Genomic DNA, 17,409 nt, shown 5'->3' with positions numbered 1-17,409 from the left:
GGTGTCGTGCCTCAATCGACGCAGGTCTCCGATGATCATCGACGCTGCAAAGCTCGATGCCGCTCGCAGTCGACCGGGCGGCCTCGGGTGCCGGGTGTGGTCAGATCGGCAGCAGGCGAGCGATCAGGGCGCTGAGCTGGTGGACGTTGCGGCACTCGTGGATGTCGAGGAGTTCGGCGTAGTCAGCCGTGGCGGAGTCGCCCGTGCCCCACAGGGAGCGCCGCTCGGGGTTCAACCAGTACACGCGACGGGCCCGTTCGGACAGCAGCCGTACCGCAGGCAGGTTCGGGTCGCGAAAGTTCGTCCGCGCGTCGCCCAGGACGAACACCGTCGTACGGGAGCCCACCGCCTCCGCGTACCGCTCGGCGAACTCACCGAAGGCGGCGCCGTAGTCACTGCTGTCATGCCAGTCCGTCAGTGCCGCCTCCGACCGGATTCGTGCCGCCAGTCCCTCGGTATCGGCCGTGCCGTGCGCGACCAGCCCGGTCACCTCGTCGATGCGGTTGACGAAGGCGAACACCCGCACCTTGCTGAACTGGTCGTGCAGGGCCTGCACCAACAGCATCGTGAAGTCCGAGAAGCCCGACACCGAGCCCGACATGTCGCACAGCAGCACCAGTTCGGGCCGTACGGGACGGCGTCGGCGCAGCACGGGCCGCATCGGTACGCCGCCCGTCGACAGCGATCCGCGCAGGGTCCGCCGCAGGTCGATGGTGCCGCGTGCGGCGCGGCGGCGGCGCGCGGCGAGCCGGGTGGCGAGCTTGCGCGCCAGCGGCTGAACCACCCTGCGTACCTCGGTGAGCTGCTCTCGCCGGGCGAACAGAAAGTCGACCCGGTCGAGGGGCGGGGGGACCGCCCGCCGGGCGATCTGGTCCCTGCCCCGCCGCTCGGCGACCCGGCGCCGGGCCTCCGAGGCGACCTGCCCGCGGAAGACGTCGATCCGCCTGCGGATCTCGTCCTCCAGGAGCCGGTCGGTAAAACCCGCCCCGTCCGCCTGTGCTCTGACATCATCCCGGACCCGTGCCATGAGCGTCTGCGGGCGCAGCCGGTCAAGGGTCTGGTACGACGACCAGCCGTCCGATCCCGGCGAGGACCCGTATCCGCCGAAGCCGTTCACCGCCTCGACCGCCAGCTGAGCCATCATCGCCTCGTCGTTGGCGGCGAGGGCGGCCGCGAGGCGCTCCCGAAGGGCTTCCCGGTCCGCGGGCGGCTGTGCGTCCGGTGCCCCGACACGGCTCGGGAAGTACACATCGAAGACCTGATCGAATACCCGCCGCTGCGCCTCACCGTGCAGCAGGGTGGCGGCCAGCCCTTCCCGCAGCCGCTCCCGGTCCGTGAGGCCGAGCGCCTGGAGGGCCTGCGCGGCGTCCAGTGTCTCCCCGGTGCCGATCCGGACGCCGTGCGAGCGCAGCGCGCCGACAAGACCCGTCAGCCGCTCGGCGACCCCTGCTTCCGCCGCGGGGGAGTTCACACGGCGCCCAGGTCGAGCTTGGCCGCCGCCTTGAGGATGTCATCCTGGTGCTTGAGGAGCACGCCGAGGCTGTCGCGCACGACGGCTTCGTCGAGGGTGTCTGCGCCCAGCGCCAGCAGGGTGCGCGCCCAGTCGATGGTCTCGGCGACCGACGGGACCTTCCGCAGATCCATCGAACGCAGTGCCCCCACGACGCGCACCACCGACTGCGTCAGCACCTCGTCGAGCCCCGGCACCTTCAGCCGCACGATACGCCGTTCCAACTCCTCCTCCGGGAACCCGATATGGAGGAACAGACAGCGGCGGCGCAGCGCCTCCGACAGCTCGCGACTCGCATTCGACGTGAGGACCACGAAAGGCCGGTTCGTCGCGGTGATCGTTCCCAACTCGGGTACGGTCACCTGGAAGTCGCTGAGCACTTCCAGAAGCAGACCCTCCACTTCCACGTCGGCCTTGTCGGTCTCGTCGATCAGCAGCACCTTCGGGTCGTCGCCCCGGATGGCGCTGAGCAGCGGACGCGGCAGCAGGAACTCCTCGCTGAAGATGTCGGTGCGCGTCTCGTCCCAGGTCTCGTCACGGCCCGCACTGATGCGCAGCAGTTGCTTGGCGTGATTCCACTCGTACAGCGCACGTGATTCGTCGACGCCTTCGTAGCACTGCAACCGGACCAGTCGGGCCCCGGCGACCTGGGCCACGGCCTTGGCCAGTTCCGTCTTGCCGACCCCCGCAGGGCCCTCCACCAGGAGCGGCTTGCCGAGCCGGTCGGCCAGGAAGACGGTGGTGGCGACGGCGGAGGACGCCAGATAGCCGGTCTCGGCGAGTCGCACGGAGACGTCGTCGACGGATGTGAACAGCAACGAGGCCTCCGGCTCGTGTGACGGACTCCGAAAGCACTATCTAAGCGCTTGCTCAGCGCTCTTGTCACGTGTGACGCAGCCCACTCGCCTCGACGGGCCAAGAGAGACCGCCGGACAAGCGGGGGCGGTGCCCCGAGACGGCCCGGCATGCGGACCGCAGATCACAACACGGACACAGCGTCATCCATACATCACTGAAAGTGCTTGTTCGGGTGCATGATGCCGCCACCACCGGCCTCCAAGGAGACCCATGCGCCGCACCTGCATCTCGATACTCGCCGCCACTGCCGCACTCACGCTGACCGGATGCTCCAACTCCGAAGCGGGCAGTGACAAACCCTCGGCGCCGAGCCCCGCCGTGACGGCGGGCTCGGTCTCCGACGCCTCTCATGCGCGGAAGATCGCCGCGTGTGCCGCCGCGATCGCCGCCGCCAAGCACGACTCCGCGGACAGCAGCCTGCCCGAGTGCGCGAAGCTGCCCCCGGAGGACTACCTCAAAGCGATCCAGGACGCGAACAAGCAATAGCGGCAGGCACTGCACAGGCAGATCGACGGGCCCTCGGCGTCCGCCGCGCAGCAGCGATCAGGATGCGGCCCCGCCCAGGCCAGGGAGCTCGGCGGGCGTCGTATCCCGCGTGAACACCACCGCGCCCGGAGCGACCGGCGACCGACCTCGGCGGAGGCCGGTACAGGGTCAGTGTCCCAAAGCGGATCTCCCCGAGGCGTGCGTCAAGGGCCGTACCGGTCGTCTTCGGCCATAGAAGCGGAAGCCGGCAAGGACCGAGACCCCGGGGAACGCAACAACCCGCGGCAGTCGAAGGCCGTGGTCACGGGGGCGGTTGGGGCCTGCCATGACCGGTCGGTCCTGCGGGGCTGCCGGCCCACGCGACCGTCCTGATCTGACGGTGAACCATGGGCGATATTCAGTTAAAACGGCCGCAGCGGCCGACTCAAGGGTTTTGAAGGGTACGGTCGTGAAACATCTCGGTGAGGTTGAGAAAAAAATTCTTCGGAAGGAAACGAGTTGTCGCTCACCGCAGGGCCCGATGGTCGACTCCTTCGCGTGCTCACCCCTTCCCATGAGGGTTCCCTGATCGCGGAGTTGGCCGGCGGGAAAGGCAGAAACCTCTACGCTCTGACGGAGTCCGGTTTTCAAGTACCGCGCTGGTCCGTGCTCGGCCTCGACGTTTTTGGAGAATTTTGCCGCGGCAGTGGGCTGGACGAGCACCTGGGACACCTGCTTGCCGATGGCTGGGCGGGCAGGGCCCGGCAGATCGCCGAGGACATCGCCCGTCGGATCGAGGCCGCGCCGCTCGACGAGCGCCTCGCCGCGGCCATCGCCCTGGCCTACCGGCAGGCCGGCGGCGGTCTGGTGGCCGTCCGCTCGTCCGGCCCGGACGAGGACGGCTCGCAGCACTCCTTCGCCGGCCAGTACGACAGCTTCCTCAACGTCTCCGGGCCGGACGAGGTCATCGCCCATGTGCGCCGCTGCTGGGCCTCCGCATTCTCGGAACGCTCCCTGCGCTACCGCGCACAACGCGGACTGCCGCCCGACACCCGGGGCGTCGCCGTCGTCGTCCAGCGCATGGTGCCCGCCGAGCGCAGCGGCGTGCTGTTCACCGCCGATCCGACGACCGGCCGCACGGACCGCTATGTGGTCAGTGCCGTCCACGGACTGGGGGAGGGGCTGGTCTCCGGCGCGGTCGACGCGGACACCGTGGTCCTGGACGCCACCACGGGGGAGACGCTGAGCACGCTGATCGGCGACAAGCAGGAGCGCTACGAGGCAGGCAGCGGACCGGGCTGCGAAGTGACGCCGGTCCCCGACGAGGACCGCACGGCGCTGTCGCTGACCGCCGACGACCTGGCCCGGCTGCATGTCGTCGGAAGGCGCGCCGCCGAACACTACGGTGCTCCGCAGGACATCGAGTGGGCCATCGCCGACGGCACCCTGTGGGTCCTGCAGAGCCGGCCCGTCACCACCCTCGCTCGCACGCCCCGCACCGCGCCCGGAGCCGAAGGGGAGCTGCGGATCTGGGACAACTCCAACATCATCGAAAGCTTCAGCGGTGTCGTCTCCCCCCTCACCTACAGCTTCGCCGCCGACGTCTACGCCAAGGTGTACGAGAGCTACGCCCGCGCGCTCGGCGTCAAGGGCGAGGCACTGCGCGAGGTGCAGGAGTGGACCCCGCATCTGCTCGGTTATGTCCATGGACGGGTCTACTACAACCTGTACCACTGGTACCGCATGGTGCGCCTGGCGCCGCTCTATCCGCTCAACCGCCGAGTTCTCGAGAAATCCCTGGGCGTCGAGGAGAGCGTTTCCGACGAGACCGCCGACACCCTTCATCCCTTTACGCCTCGAGCCGGGCTACGCGGCCGGATTTCGCGGCTGACCCGTACGGTGATCTTCGCCGGAAGGTTCCTGACCATCCGCAGATCCGTGGAGACCTTCCACCGGGATTTCCACCGCTCGTACGCGATCTTCAACAATGTCGATTACGACGCGCTGCCCGGTGACGACACTTACCGCCGATTCCGTCGGTTACAGAGGGAACTCATTGAGAAATGGGGCCCGATGCAGGTCCTGGACGCCACGATCCTGCTTTCCATCGGCCTGCTGGCTCTGCTCACCCGAAGGTGGTTGCCCCAGGCCCCCGAGTGGTTCACATGGGCCGCGGCCGCCCCGGGCGGGAACGTCGAGTCCGCCGAACCGGTGTGGGCCCTGGCCGCGCTGGCCGTGCAGGCGCATGCCGACCCCGAGGTCCGGCACCTGCTGGAACACACCCCCGACACCGACGCCTACCGAGCGCTGCGCGAGGCCGGCCATACCGAGTTCCTGGCCCACGTGGACGCGTACGTCGCCGACTACGGCTACCGCAGCCCCGACGAACTCAAGCTGGAGGTCCCCGACCTCCGTGAGAACCCGGCTGGACTGTTCACCCTGCTGCGTGACGCGCCGCGCAACGGTACGGGCGGCGGGGACCGCCATGGCGGCGAGGCCGACGCCTACCTCGACCAGCATCTTCACGGCCCCCGCCGCTGGGTGTACGAGAGGGTCCGGGGCAAGGCCAGGGCGGCGCTCGCCGACCGTGAACGGCTCAGGTTCTGCCGCACTCGTGCCTTCGGCGCGGCCAAACGCATGCTGCGCGCCATAGGCCGCGACTTGGCGCGGACGGGAGCCATAGAAACCTGGAACGACGTGTTCATGCTGCGCCTGGAAGAAGTCCGGGGCGCCTACGAGGGCATGATCGTGCACACCGAGCTGAAGGAACTGGCCGCGCTGCGCCGCAGGCAGCTCGCCGCCGACGCGGCACTGCACGCGCCGTCTCGCTTCTCCACCCGCGGCGCCCCCTACTGGTCGCACAACCTCGAGCGGGCGGGCTGGACCAGCGAACCGGCCGCCCGCGGCGGTGCCCGCGAACTGCGCGGCACACCCTCCTGCCCCGGCATCGCCGAAGGACACGCCGTGGTCACCGACACCCCACGCGACGTCGGAGGCGGCATCCTGCTCGCCTACCGCACCGACCCCGGCTGGGTGGCCGTGCTTCCCTCGGCCGCCGCTCTCGTCATCGAACGCGGCAGCCCGCTGACCCATGTCGCCGTCGTGGCACGGGAGCTGGGTATCCCGACCGTGGTCCAGGTCAAGGACGCCACCACCGAGATCCGCACCGGCACCCCGCTGCGCGTCGACGGCGCCGCCGGAACGGTGACCGTACTCGGCGACCCGCCCGACGGCGACACGACCGTGCATCCGGACGTCCCCAGGAGGGAGACACATCCGTGATCCTCACCGAGGACCACCTGCAATCCCTGCTCGGCAAGTCCCTCGCCGAACTGCCCGGGGACACCGAGTGGGCGGTGGCGCTCGAAGGCTCCATCGCGGAGGGGTTCGGCAACTCCACCTCCGACATCGACTTCCTGCTTATCGACCGTTGCGAGGACGCCCTGCCCACCATGCCGTCGCTGCTCTTCGTCGACGGCCACAGGGTGGAGATCCGCACCCGCTCGATCGACCAACTCGCCGACCAGTTCCGCTTGCTGGAGGAGGAGGCGAAGCGGCCCGGACGGATCTCCGAGGACCTGCTCAACCGCTGCCAGAGGCTGCTGCACAGTCACCCGCTGCGCGGCCATGCCCTGGTCGACGAGGCCAAGGCGATGCTGCCCCTCGAACGGTTCCGGCGTATCGCGGTCGACTGGTGGGCGCACCGGGCCCGTCAGTCCCTGCGACACGCGATGGCGCTGCTCTGCCTCGGTGAGACGGACGAGGCGGTCGACTGGAGCCGCGCCGGACTCGTCCAGACGATGAAGTCGTGGGCGGCCGAACTGGGCGAGACCTACCTCGAACCCAAGTGGCTGTCGATGCAACTGGACCGGGCCGCACGGCCCGACGTGCGCGACCGGTACTGGGAGCTGGAAGCCGCCGCGCCCGCGCCCGGCGACGCCGACGCCGCCCGAGCCCACCTGACCGCGTGCCTCGCCTTCGCCGAAGACCTCGGTCTCACCGGGGTTCCCTGGCGAACCGAGCGGCTCACCGCGGAACGTGTCGCCGGTGTCACCACCTGGCAGACCGGCGAGCGGGTGCACGTGATCCGTGGGCGGCGCGAGGTGTTCGCGCTGGGCGACCGCGCCGGAGCGGTCTGGCGCTCCCTCGTTCTCGGCCGGCCGCTGCCCCAAGTCCTGGCGGCGTCCGCGGACACGGGCGTCGTCGACCCGGGCCCGCGGCTCGCCGCGTTCCTGCGATACGGGCTGATACGGCTGGCGTGGAAGGGCGGGGGCACGGTCACCCCGTCGCTGCCGCTCGGCGCGCCGCCCGGTCCTGTCACCCCGCCTCCGTCCACCGTGCAGCCGCTGCTGTCGGTGCGCGGCGCCGCTGTGAGCGGCCCTGACGGCATCGACCTGGTGCCGCTGCCCGCCGGCCGGTTCGCCGCCGCCACCATGACCCTGGTGTGGTCCAACGTGGTCGTCGAGAACGCCATCGAGGATCTGACGGGCGCGCTGGAGCGCGGTCAGTGGCGGGTCGCCGAACTCACCGCACGCCGCGCCCTGCACGCGGCGCTGCGCGGACTGTTCAGCGCCTACGGGGTCAACCCCTTGCCCGCCGACTTCGACCTGGTCCGCCGTATGGAGCTGCTGCCGCCAGCCGTCCGGCCGATCCGGGCGCGTGCCCGACAACTGCTCCGGCGTACCGTCGACTCGGCGGAGCGCGGCGACACCCTTCTCGCGGAGCTGCGCGCCTGTGTCGCGCTGGTGCGGAACACCGTCGGCTCCGACACCTTTCCCTCCTCGTTCGACTCCGCCGACACCTGGCGGGCCACCCTGGAACTCGGCTACGACTGGCTGCGCATCGGCGCCTATCTCGACGCGGAGCTGCCCATCGAGGAGGCCCGCGACCTGCTCGCCAGCAGTGGTGTCCAGCCCCACCCGGCCGCGTGACGGCCCGCCGTACGACACCGGACCGCCCACCCGCCCCGACACGGCTCCGCACTGCGGCGGCCCGCCCCTTCACGACCACAGGCACGACCTGGGAACCCTGGAGGACCGACTCATGACCGACACGATGACGGTGTTGGTGACCGGTGCCAGTGGCCTCGTCGGCGCGGAGGTGACCGCCCGGCTCACCGCCGCGGGCCACACCGTGCTGGCGCTCCTGCACCACAACGGCGACCTCGTCCGGAACAACGGCAGAAAGGTCACCCCCGGTCCCGGCGCCGTCATCCGGATCACCGGCGACATCAACCGCCCCGGCCTCGGGCTCGCCTCCGGCGACCGGCACATCGTCGCGACCGCCGACCGCATCGTGCACTGCGCCGCCGTCACGGACTTCGGACTGCCCGAGGAGCGGTACGAGAGCATCAACGTCACGGGCGCCGGGCACGTCCTCGACCTCGCCCTCGCCGGCCGTATCCCTCTGGTCCACGTCAGCACCGCCTATGTGTGCGGGGAACGCGACGGCACAGCCCGCGAGGACGAACTCGACGTCGGACAACGCCCCGGCAACGGCTACGAGAAGAGCAAACTCACCGCCGAGACCCTGGTCCGCAAGGCCGCCGCGGAAGGCCTGCCGGTGACCGTGGTGCGCCCGAGCATCATCACCGGAGCCGCCCGCACCGGCCGCGTCCGCGACTTCAAGACCATCTATCCGGTGCTCAAGATCCTCACCAGGGGATTGGTGCGCACCGTCCCCGGCCACTACGACGCCGTCCTCGACCTTGCCCCGGTCGACCGCGTCGCCGACCTGGTGACCGAGGCCGCCACCCGCAGCGAGGACGCCGAGGGCCGCACCCTGCACGCCGTCGGCCACGAGCTGACCCTGAGGGATTTCTCCGACATCCTCGCCGAGTACCCGTCCTTCCACGTGCCCCGGTTCGTCCCCCCGTCAGCCTTCTCCGCGTCCGCCCTGCCCGACCGCGAACGCCCCTACTACGACCGGATCATCTGCCTCTACGACACCTACTTCAGGCGGCGCATCCATTTCGACGACACACAGGCAGCCGCCTTCAGCGGCCCTCGGGCGCCCACGGGCGGACGGCCCTACCTGCGCCGCCTCCTCGACCACTGCCTCCGGGCCGGCTACCTCGGCGCCTCGCCCCGGAAGCCCACCAGCGCCCGAACCGACGGGAGGACCCCTTGACGCCCCGATCCCGCCTCGCCGGGACCCCGCACGGCATTCCGGTCTCACCGCTGCTCACCTGCCTCCCGGACAAACAGCGGCTGTACGGCGCGGACACCTACTACCAGGAGAGCTACGAACAACTCGCCGCCCTCACCGACGATGTCATCGGCTTCGCCCACCGCCATGCCGCTCTGCTGCTGAAGCCGGACGCCGTGGTGGCGCGCAGGCTGCACGCCGCCGTGGACTGGCTCGCCGAGCACGGCTACCGGATCGTCGGCGCCGCGGTCACACGGCTGACCCGCACCATGATCCGGTCCCTGTGGTACTTCCAGTGGAATCTGGCCACCCCCTACCGCAGGCGGCTCGCCGCGCTCTTCCTGGAGGACGCCGACGCCCTCGTGCTGCTCGTCCGTCCCGAGCACCACCCCGAGGTCCCGGCCTCGGCAGAACTCACCCGGCTCAAGGGGCCCACAGACCCGGACGCCCGCAGGCCCGGCCAGCTACGGCACCTCCTCGGCCGCTACAGCTATCTGCTCAACCTGGTGCACACCCCCGACGAACCGGCCGATGTGCTCAGGGAGTTGGCCGTACACTTCGACGAATCCGAGCGCCACCGCCTCTTCTCCTCCGCGCTGGCGGACGAAGACCGGACAGCCCACTCACTGGAGCTGACCGACCGGCTGTATACCGCCACCACACCCCGGGAACTCGACTTCGAACCCGCGGTCGAAAGGCTGCGCGACGTCGTCTCCCGCCACTTGGGCGTCGGCCCGGCCGCCACTCCGCGTTGCCTGCTGGAATCGGCCTGGGAGCACGGCATCGACCTCGACCCCTGGGACACCGTCATCGTCGGCTCCACGGCGCTGCCCATGCGGCAGCCCGACCGAGTCCCGGTCCTGGACGGGGCCGGCGTCGACACATGGCGCCGCCACCTGAACGCCGTCCGCACCACGCTGACCTGAGGAGCGGCCATGCAGTTCACCCGGACGCTCCCCAAGGAACTGGTGCATCGAGCCGCCGTCGCGGAGGTCTTCCTGACCGACGCGGAGCGCCACGGCGAAAGTGAAGTGATGCTCGCCGCGCAGCTTCCCCGCCTCCACGCGTTCTACGACGACACCCTCGGTCCCCGCACCCACCACGATCCTCTGCTGTTGCTGGAGGCGTGCAGACAGGGCATCTTCGTGGTGGCCCACCGCTACCTAAACGTCCCCCTGGGCCACAAGTTCCTGCTCCGCTCCGTCGAGTTCGAGGTGCCGGACCCGGCTGCCCTCGAGTGCGGTGACGCCCCCACCGAGGCTGTCATCGGCATCCGTATCGAGCAGCGGTTCCGGAACCGCTCCGGGCCGACAGGTCTGCGACTGCGCTTCACCGCGTCCATCGGTGCCCGAGAGGCCCTGCTGGCCCGTATCGACTACTCCTGGATGCCGCCGCAGGACTGGACGCGCATGCGAGCCGGTCAGCGCGATGCACTCGGCCTTTCCCAACTCCCTGTCGCGCTGCCGGGACCACGCATCGATCCCACCCTGGTCGGCCGACGTGACCCGGCCAACGTGGTGATCTCACCGCCGTGCACCTCGGGCGACGGCATACGCACGGCCCGCCTGGTCGCCGAGACCGCGCACCCGATCCTGTACGACCACTGGGTCGACCACGTGCCGGGGATGCTGGAGCTGGAAGCCTTCCGGCAACTGGCCGTGACGGCCGCCCACGCCGAGGGCACGGTGCGTGCACCCAGAGCGCTGCCGGTGGGCCTGGCCGTGCGGTTCCGCTGCTTCGCCGAGATGGACCTGCCCCTGGAGTGCAGCACCGCCCCGGTGCTGCCCGGCGCCGACATCGAGTGCACGCTCCGCCAGGCCGGATACCTGGTCGCCGAGGCCCGGATCAGGCTGGCGGACCGGGTCAGGGCCGATCTGGCAGGCGTCGGCGCGGGCCCGGGAACACACAGGTCCTCCTGAGCCCGGCGCGACCGACCCGACCCCGACCCGTAACCGAACAGGGGGACACCCCTCGTGACCACCGTCGCCGTACCTCAAGTACCCGCCCGGCTGGGCCGTTTCGTGCTGCGTATGTTCAGGCCCCACATCTACGCCACCTACGGACTGCTGTGGGTCCTCGCCCTGGAAGGCTCGGCGGTGGCCCTGACCGGCACGGCCTGGCGACCGTCCGGCGCCACCTGGGTCCGGGTCGTCAGTGTCGTCCTCGCCCTGCTGTTCCTGCGGATGCTCGACGAGGAGAAGGACCTCGAGTACGACCGTGTGCACCACCCGGACCGGCCGCTCGTCACCGGCGCCATCACCGTCGTCGAACTCCGCGGCGCCGTTGCCGCGATCACCGCAGTGGTGGCGGGCCTGAACGCCACACAGTCGGCGGCGGCCGTCCTCCTGGTCCTCTCGGCCCTCGGTTACGGACTCCTCCTCGCCGCGCTGGAACGACTGTCCGCGCCGTTGCGCGACCGGCAGCTGCTCAGCCTCGCCGTCACCTACCCGGTGCAGCTGCTGCTCGGCGTCTATGTGTACGGTTCGCTGGTCGCCGCCGGGACCGTCACCGCCGACTGGCACGCGGCGGCGCTGCTCGCGCTGTGCGCCTGTGTCTTCCTGCACTTCGAGTTCGCCCGCAAGACGGCATGGGAGGCGGAACCGGGTGCCCGCCTGTACTCGGCGCAGATCGGCGCCCGGCGCAGCGCGGTGGTCACCGCGGGCTTCGCGGCCGGGGCGGTCGGCTGCCAGGTGCTGCTCTTCGCTCCGCACGGCCCGCTCGGCATGCTGCCCTGTGTGACGGCGGCCCTGCCGGCGTGGGGCACCCACAGGTTCCTGGCCACGCGCCGCGGCAGCTGGCCGCTGCCGGCCGCGATGGGCTTCGTCGTGGGAACCTACCTCCTCCTGGCCGTTGAGGCGGTGCTGCTCCCGTGATCGGTGAACCTTCCCTCGCCTGCCGGGAGTTGCTGACCACCACGCGTTCCGTGCGGCGCGGCCTCGACCTCGAGCGGGCTGTGGACCCCGAACTGGTCAAGGACTGTCTGCGCATCGCCCTTCAGGCACCCAACGGCAGCAACCGGCAGAACTGGCGCTGGATCCTGCTCACCGACCCACGGGTGCGCACGGCGGTCGCCGAGGTGTACCGGGCCGCCTTCTACGACCGTAACGCCGCGGCCCTGGAGCGGCTGGACGAGGCGCCCGAGGCAGCCCGCTCCGTGCTCACGGCCGCCCGTGGGCTGGCCGACCGACTGCATCGGGTGCCCGTTCTGGTCATCCCCTGCCTCGAACTGGCCGACGGCCGGCTGCCGACGGGCAACCAAGCGGGGCTGTGGGCGTCGCTGCTGCCGGCCGCCTGGAACTATGCGCTGGCCGCCCGAAGCCGTGGCCTGGTCACCACCTGGACGTCGGTCCATCTGGACCGTGAGCAGGAGGTCGCCGACCTGCTGGGCCTGCCGCCCGCCGTCCGCCAGGGGGCGCTGCTGCCCACGGCGTACCCGCTGCGTACCACCTTCCGGCCCGGGCCACGCCTTCCACTGGAGAAGGTCCTGCACCACAACGGCTGGCAGGACCGCGGCTGAACGACGCACGGCTTGCGGGGTCGTGTACTCGAGCTCACTCGCGCGGTCCCGGGGCGTCGAGGTCGGGGTTTGCCACGGGCAGCGGTGTGGAGGTGCCCGCGGGCGGAATCCAGGCGCAGGCCAGCGAACCGCCGATCAGGCCGGGGACCAGGCCGAGGAAGAGGCCGCCGAAGTTGGCGACGGGAAACGAGACAAGGGCGAGCAGCAGGGTGGTGATCCCCATGAAAACGTGAACGTGCGGCTGGAACCAGAGGGAGACACCCAGGACCACGAGCAGCACCCCGATGATCAGGGACCCCGCTCCCGAAGTGGTCGACAGCGCCAGAGCGATCCCCTCCACATTCAAGTGCGTGTACGGGAAATACATGATGGGCAACCCCGCAGTGAGGGTGAAGAACCCGGCCCAGAAGGGCCGTGCACCCCGCCACGCACTGAATCTGAGCCAGATGTCGGCTGCGGTGGCGCGTGGTCCTGAGCGACTGCTGAAGGGATCCAAGAACACGTGTCTTCCCAGGGTGAGGGCGGGCGGGCATGAGGCGAGCGGGTGCCGGGCCGCACCTGGGCCGATGTGGGTCGACCCGGCATCAGAAGCAGCGGTGGCGGCCTGGCTTGAGCCGGAGATTGAGGCCGGGGATGTTGAGTGTTCCGGCCGTGACCGCGACCGAGGTCACGCGCACGTCAGCCAGGAAGACCGACTGCGCCTGCTGTGCGAAGACGTTGGGGTCGAAGAACCGCGATTTTCTGTCGCCCGGATTGATCGGCCCTTTCCTGATGGCACCCGCAGCCACACCGATATCGATGTCGGTGGTGTTCGCCTGAGCGGCCGATACGGAAGTCGCGTCGATGAACAAGTTGGACGCCTCGACGCGCCGCCGTTCACCGCCGGTGAGCACCAGCGTGTACGGACCCAGTACCGGGACCGGGAGCTCCACGGACAGGCACAGCCCAGTGATGTAGGCCTTCCGGAAGCCAAGGACCACGACCGGCACGAGGGTGCCCTTCTTGGCAACGTCGATCATGGGGTAGATGCTCACGCCGCGGGCACGCAGCGTGTGCGCAGCGACCTGGAAGCGTTCGCCCGAGATGAGGAACGAGGCGGCCAGCGCTCCTTGCGCCATACCGATGCCGAGGGCCGCGGACGTGGTGACACCCGCGATGAGGACGCCGGTGAAGCGTTTCCAGCACGTCCTGCCGGAGCGGTGCAGCATTCCGCCTCCTCGGGCGTGCAGGTGGCCCCACCCGTGCCGGACAAGGGCGGTCGAAGTGCTGGTGGCCTGGTGACGGAGTCTAGACTTGCGGGCAGGGCAGCCGACGGCACGTCAGGTCGGCCGGTCGGGTGATATGCCTACTCGGCCCCATTTCCGTCGGTCCCGGCGTTGCCGCCTATGACCAGCGCACCGCCGACTAGGCGTACGCGGGCGCCTCGACCAGGTGCTGCCGGACCGGGCGGCGAATCCGGCTGCTTCCACCCTTCGGTCGCGCAGACAGTCCGACTCGCTCTCCCCGGCTGCGGCGGCCCCGCCTCGCAGGAGGGCGGCGTTCACCGGGATGCTGTAGTGGCTGATCAGCTCCTGAGCCCAGGCGGTCAGATCGGCGTCAAGTCTGAGTTCGCGCAGTACCGCATCACTGCACGCCGCTGACCTGGGACCCGCCAGTGCCGCTCAGACCCACGCCGTTCCATGCCTCCAGTACGGCTCGATGTTCCTCCCCATCGCCGTACCGGCTGAGCGCGGCGGCTCCAGTGAGCCGGGCAAAGTCCAGGAACTGGGTGTTTGCATCGAGCTCACCGCCGGTCAGGACATCCCACCAGATCCGGCCCGCTCGCTCCCATGCCTTGCCGCCCAGCTGTTCAGCCAGCAGATAGAAGGCCCGGCTGGGGATCCCCGAGTTGATATGGATACCGCCGCTGTCGTTCCGGGTGTGCACGTAGTCGTCCATCACCGCGGGCTGCGGATCCTTCCCCATGTCCACATCGTCGTAGGCGGTGCCAGGTGCCTTGATGGACCGCAGTGCGACGCCGTTGATGCCGGGGGCGAGGAGGCCCACGCCAAGCAGCCAGTCGGCTTCCTCGACTGTCTGCTGTTCGGCGTACTGCTTGGTCAGCGTCCCCAGGACATCACGGATCGAACAGCGGAGCGCCCCGTTCTGCCCTTCGACTCCCATGGACCACAGTTCGGGCAGCCCTTGGCATAGTTCGGTCGCCATGACGTCGACGTGGGTGAACCGGGAGAAGTACCGGTTGTCCCCGTCGCCGAGGAAGAGCACTTCGTTGTGCATGAAGGCGTTGTTGTAGTTGGTGCCGTAGTGGACGACGGCTGCGTAGGGCGCCCCGGGTCGATGGAGGTGGTCTCGTCCGAACACCTCGCGCAGGAAGGTCGCGGTCGCCACGAGGCCGTCGTAGGCTTCGTCAATCGCCGGATCGCCGGACGGATCCTCGCCGGTCAGGCGCGCCACCGGGTGTCCCATCAGTTCGTCGCTCCCCGCAGCGTCGAACACTATGTGCCGGGTTCGCTCGGCCGAAGCCGTGTTCTCGTCGACCACGAGACGGTCGTCCCTGAGTCGTATCCCGAGATGGGGCAAGATCCGTGTGGAGTACCCCGTGTCGGCCATGCGCTCCTGCAGATACGTGGGGATCGTTCCCGATGTGGATGAGACTCCCGTGCGCGAAAGGGGCCGCGCATTCCTCAGCCGAGTTGTTACGACGTCAAGCCGGGCTCTTGGTATGTGAGCCACGCGGCCGATCTCGCTGATGGCCGTCACCAGATCCTTGACCGCGTCCCGCGCGAGCGCCTCTCGGTGCCCCGGTGAGAGAGTGTTGCCGTCGATGAAGGGCATGAATTCCAGGGCCTCGTACCCGCGGAGCACGGCCTCGAAGGACGCGCTTCTACGGCGGCGCGCCAGCACTCCGCTATTGCTGTCCCATGCGGCACGGCTTGGCGTGGGGGCTGCCCAGTGCCCGTACGTTCTGAAGTACGCCACAGCGGTGCATTCCCTGGTGAGCTCGGCGTAGATCAGTCGGGCAGCTGTACGAATGCTGCTGCGCGTACGCAGCACCGCGCCGGCCGCTGTGGCCAGGGCACCTCCGGCTACGCCAAGCAGCGTGGAGATCAAGGTGCTGTCGATTTCCCCCACCCCCGTGAGCCTCCGCCAGGCCATCGTCCCGGAATCGGGCTCCGGTGCCAATGGCCCAGCGAAGGCAGTGTCACTGGTGCAGGGCGATTCCCGGAGAGCGGGTGATGAGCCGGTCGGCGGGCAAAGGCTGCTTCATCCCTCCAGCGGCGGGTAATCGGTGTAGCCGACGGTATCCGGGCCGTGGAAGAGGTCCTTCTTCGACGAGCGGTGCATGGGAGGCGAACCGAGCCGGCAGATCCGGGTTGGCGATGAACGGCTGCCGCCAGCTCCTCCAACGGTTCTCCGCTGGGGTCGGCTCGGGCGCGGTTCTCGATCGAAGCGCCGTAGCGGTCCGTGCGCAGGTTGGTCCGGGGGTTGAGGAACTGGCTGATGAGGTAGTTGAAGCCGGCCTGCAGCTGCACACCGTCGAATCCTGCCGCCATGGCGTTCCGAGCCGCCGTCGCGTAGTCCGCAACCGTCTGCCGGAGGTCGTGCGCCGACATCGCACGGGGCTCCACGGTGGGCTTGCGCCCAGTCGGCGTCGGGACCAGTAGCCCCGGGTTGACGGCCGAGGGTGCCAGGGGCGGGCGGCCGTCGGATCGATGCCGCGACGGTCTGAGGTTTGAGCGCTACTGATCAAGCGGCACCCCGCATGGGCGGACCGGGGGATCCGCTGACCGGATCCTTCCGGAGCCGACCGCCAATCCGGTGCGGTCCGAGGGCACTGGGTGACCTGCCGTACCGCTTCGCGTCGTGGAAGACGGTGTCCGCATGCCATCGGCAGACGGGCTGCGCATGCCATCGGCTGAGGACGGCGGACGGCGCCTGGGAACGGCTGTTGCAGCTAGTTCTTGCCGCTGTTCACGATGACCGGTGTGCCCCCCGAGTCCGTACCGCACGGCACCGCGTACACCGGATTGGCCTTGGCGGCTTCCTTGTATGCCTCCAGGCACTGGTTGTAGAGCACCTTGTCGCTCAGCGACTGCTGGATGATCTTGTTGGCGCGGGCGATGCCCTCCGCCTCGATCCGCTTGCGCTCCGCCTCCGCCTTGGCAGTACGCGCCGCCTCGCGGGCCCGCTCGGTGGCCTGCTCCTGCTGGATCTTCTTGTCGATCTGGTCCTGCAGCCTGTCCGAGGGCCTCACATTGCGCAGGTTGACGGCGGTGACGTCGATACCGCGCGGTGCCAGGCGCGCCTTGACGAGGCCGGCGATCTCCGAGCCGATCTGCTCGCGGGCGGAGGCATAGCCCTCCTCGCTGGTGTGCTTCGCGAAGACATTGCGGATGATCTCGCGGCTGTCCGGCAGCACGAGCCGCTCCTGGATGCCGTCCTCGCTGCCCGCCAGTCGGTACAGCGCGACTGCCTTCCCCGGAACCACGGACCACTTGATCGTGACGTCCGCGTACAGTACCCCGCCCTGCGATGAGCGGACCTCGACCACGTCCTTGTCATTGAGGTCGAGGTCCACCGGACGGGTGGAGAAGGACGTGACATCGGTGAACGGCGATGTGACCTGGACACCGGAGGTCAACGGCGAGCCGACCCTGCCGAAGGTCACCGGCACGCCGACCTCGTAGGCGCTCACGACGTGGACGCAGGAGAAGACGCCGGCCAGCACGCCCGCCACGGCGCTGAGCGCCGCCCCCAGCTTCCAGCTGCCGGCGGTGCGGCCGCGGCCGACGAGAAACAGCACGACTGCCGCTATGAGCAGCAGGACGGACAGCACGAACACAGGTATCCCCCTCCGGAAACGGATGCGCGCGCCTCGGGCGCGACCCGGGGCGCATCGTAGTGGGCCTCG

At 69.7% G+C, this 17,409-nt stretch carries 14 protein-coding genes and 1 pseudogene; 8 read left to right on the top strand and 7 right to left on the bottom strand.

The window, feature by feature from the left end; all coding sequences use genetic code 11:
* Positions 1-100: 100 nt before the first annotated feature.
* Together ABZ876_RS31050 and ABZ876_RS31045 are read right to left on the bottom strand one after the other, a co-directional pair.
* Entirely contained in the window at positions 101-1,471 is a 1,371-nt protein-coding gene (locus tag ABZ876_RS31050) for a VWA domain-containing protein (protein WP_361788161.1), read from the bottom strand.
* Positions 1,468-2,325 carry a MoxR family ATPase gene (locus ABZ876_RS31045; protein WP_361788306.1) on the bottom strand — a complete coding sequence of 286 codons (858 nt, stop codon included), beginning with the start codon at positions 2,323-2,325 and terminating at the stop codon, positions 1,468-1,470. Before ABZ876_RS31045 ends, ABZ876_RS31050 begins: the two co-directional genes overlap by 4 nt.
* Before the next feature lie 253 nt (positions 2,326-2,578).
* Here ABZ876_RS31045 and ABZ876_RS31040 point away from each other — a divergent pair, with 253 nt between their 5' ends.
* From ABZ876_RS31040 to ABZ876_RS31005, 8 genes are all read left to right on the top strand, one after another.
* Positions 2,579-2,854, top strand: coding sequence for a hypothetical protein (locus tag ABZ876_RS31040; RefSeq protein WP_361788159.1), 276 nt, complete (start codon positions 2,579-2,581; stop codon positions 2,852-2,854).
* A gap of 537 nt (positions 2,855-3,391) precedes the next feature.
* Positions 3,392-6,115 carry a phosphoenolpyruvate synthase gene (locus ABZ876_RS31035; protein ID WP_361788157.1) on the top strand — a complete coding sequence of 908 codons (2,724 nt, stop codon included), beginning with the start codon at positions 3,392-3,394 and terminating at the stop codon, positions 6,113-6,115.
* Entirely contained in the window at positions 6,112-7,764 is a 1,653-nt protein-coding gene (locus ABZ876_RS31030; protein WP_361788155.1) for a hypothetical protein, read from the top strand. Before ABZ876_RS31035 ends, ABZ876_RS31030 begins: the two co-directional genes overlap by 4 nt.
* Positions 7,765-7,876: 112 nt before the next feature.
* Complete coding sequence (locus ABZ876_RS31025; RefSeq protein ID WP_361788153.1) at positions 7,877-8,962, top strand: SDR family oxidoreductase; 1,086 nt, start codon at positions 7,877-7,879, stop codon at positions 8,960-8,962.
* Positions 8,959-9,906, top strand: a complete 948-nt coding sequence (locus tag ABZ876_RS31020) for a nucleoside-diphosphate kinase (RefSeq protein WP_361788151.1) — start codon at positions 8,959-8,961, stop codon at positions 9,904-9,906. Before ABZ876_RS31025 ends, ABZ876_RS31020 begins: the two co-directional genes overlap by 4 nt.
* A 9-nt stretch (positions 9,907-9,915) precedes the next feature.
* Positions 9,916-10,899, top strand: a complete 984-nt coding sequence (locus ABZ876_RS31015; RefSeq protein WP_361788149.1) for a ScbA/BarX family gamma-butyrolactone biosynthesis protein — start codon at positions 9,916-9,918, stop codon at positions 10,897-10,899.
* Between the two features lie 54 nt (positions 10,900-10,953).
* Positions 10,954-11,853: a hypothetical protein gene (locus ABZ876_RS31010; protein ID WP_361788147.1), complete on the top strand. Its 900-nt coding sequence runs from the start codon at positions 10,954-10,956 to the stop codon at positions 11,851-11,853.
* Positions 11,850-12,497, top strand: coding sequence for a nitroreductase family protein (locus ABZ876_RS31005; RefSeq protein WP_361788145.1), 648 nt, complete (start codon positions 11,850-11,852; stop codon positions 12,495-12,497). Before ABZ876_RS31010 ends, ABZ876_RS31005 begins: the two co-directional genes overlap by 4 nt.
* Before the next feature lie 103 nt (positions 12,498-12,600).
* Here the strand turns inward: ABZ876_RS31005 and ABZ876_RS31000 are convergent.
* From ABZ876_RS31000 to ABZ876_RS30980, 5 genes and pseudogenes are all read right to left on the bottom strand, one after another.
* Positions 12,601-12,945 (bottom strand): annotated as a pseudogene (locus ABZ876_RS31000) (DUF6114 domain-containing protein); the annotation flags it as partial.
* Positions 12,946-13,081: 136 nt separating this feature from the next.
* Positions 13,082-13,705, bottom strand: a complete 624-nt coding sequence (locus ABZ876_RS30995) for a DUF6230 family protein (RefSeq protein ID WP_361788143.1) — start codon at positions 13,703-13,705, stop codon at positions 13,082-13,084.
* Between the two features lie 415 nt (positions 13,706-14,120).
* Complete coding sequence (locus ABZ876_RS30990; RefSeq protein ID WP_361788141.1) at positions 14,121-15,107, bottom strand: M4 family metallopeptidase; 987 nt, start codon at positions 15,105-15,107, stop codon at positions 14,121-14,123.
* Positions 15,108-15,604: 497 nt separating this feature from the next.
* The gene (locus ABZ876_RS30985) at positions 15,605-16,111 is read right to left on the bottom strand and encodes a hypothetical protein (RefSeq protein ID WP_361788140.1); all 507 of its coding nucleotides are present in this window, start codon (positions 16,109-16,111) and stop codon (positions 15,605-15,607) included.
* Positions 16,112-16,452: 341 nt separating this feature from the next.
* Complete coding sequence (locus ABZ876_RS30980; RefSeq protein ID WP_361788138.1) at positions 16,453-17,340, bottom strand: prohibitin family protein; 888 nt, start codon at positions 17,338-17,340, stop codon at positions 16,453-16,455.
* Positions 17,341-17,409 lie beyond the last annotated feature (69 nt).

The sequence above is a fragment of the Streptomyces sp. NPDC046931 genome (assembly GCF_040644655.1).
In the GTDB taxonomy this organism is placed as follows: domain Bacteria; phylum Actinomycetota; class Actinomycetes; order Streptomycetales; family Streptomycetaceae; genus Streptomyces.
The sequence above is the reverse complement of the archived record's forward strand: the minus strand, read 5'-3'. Positions and strand labels throughout refer to the sequence as shown.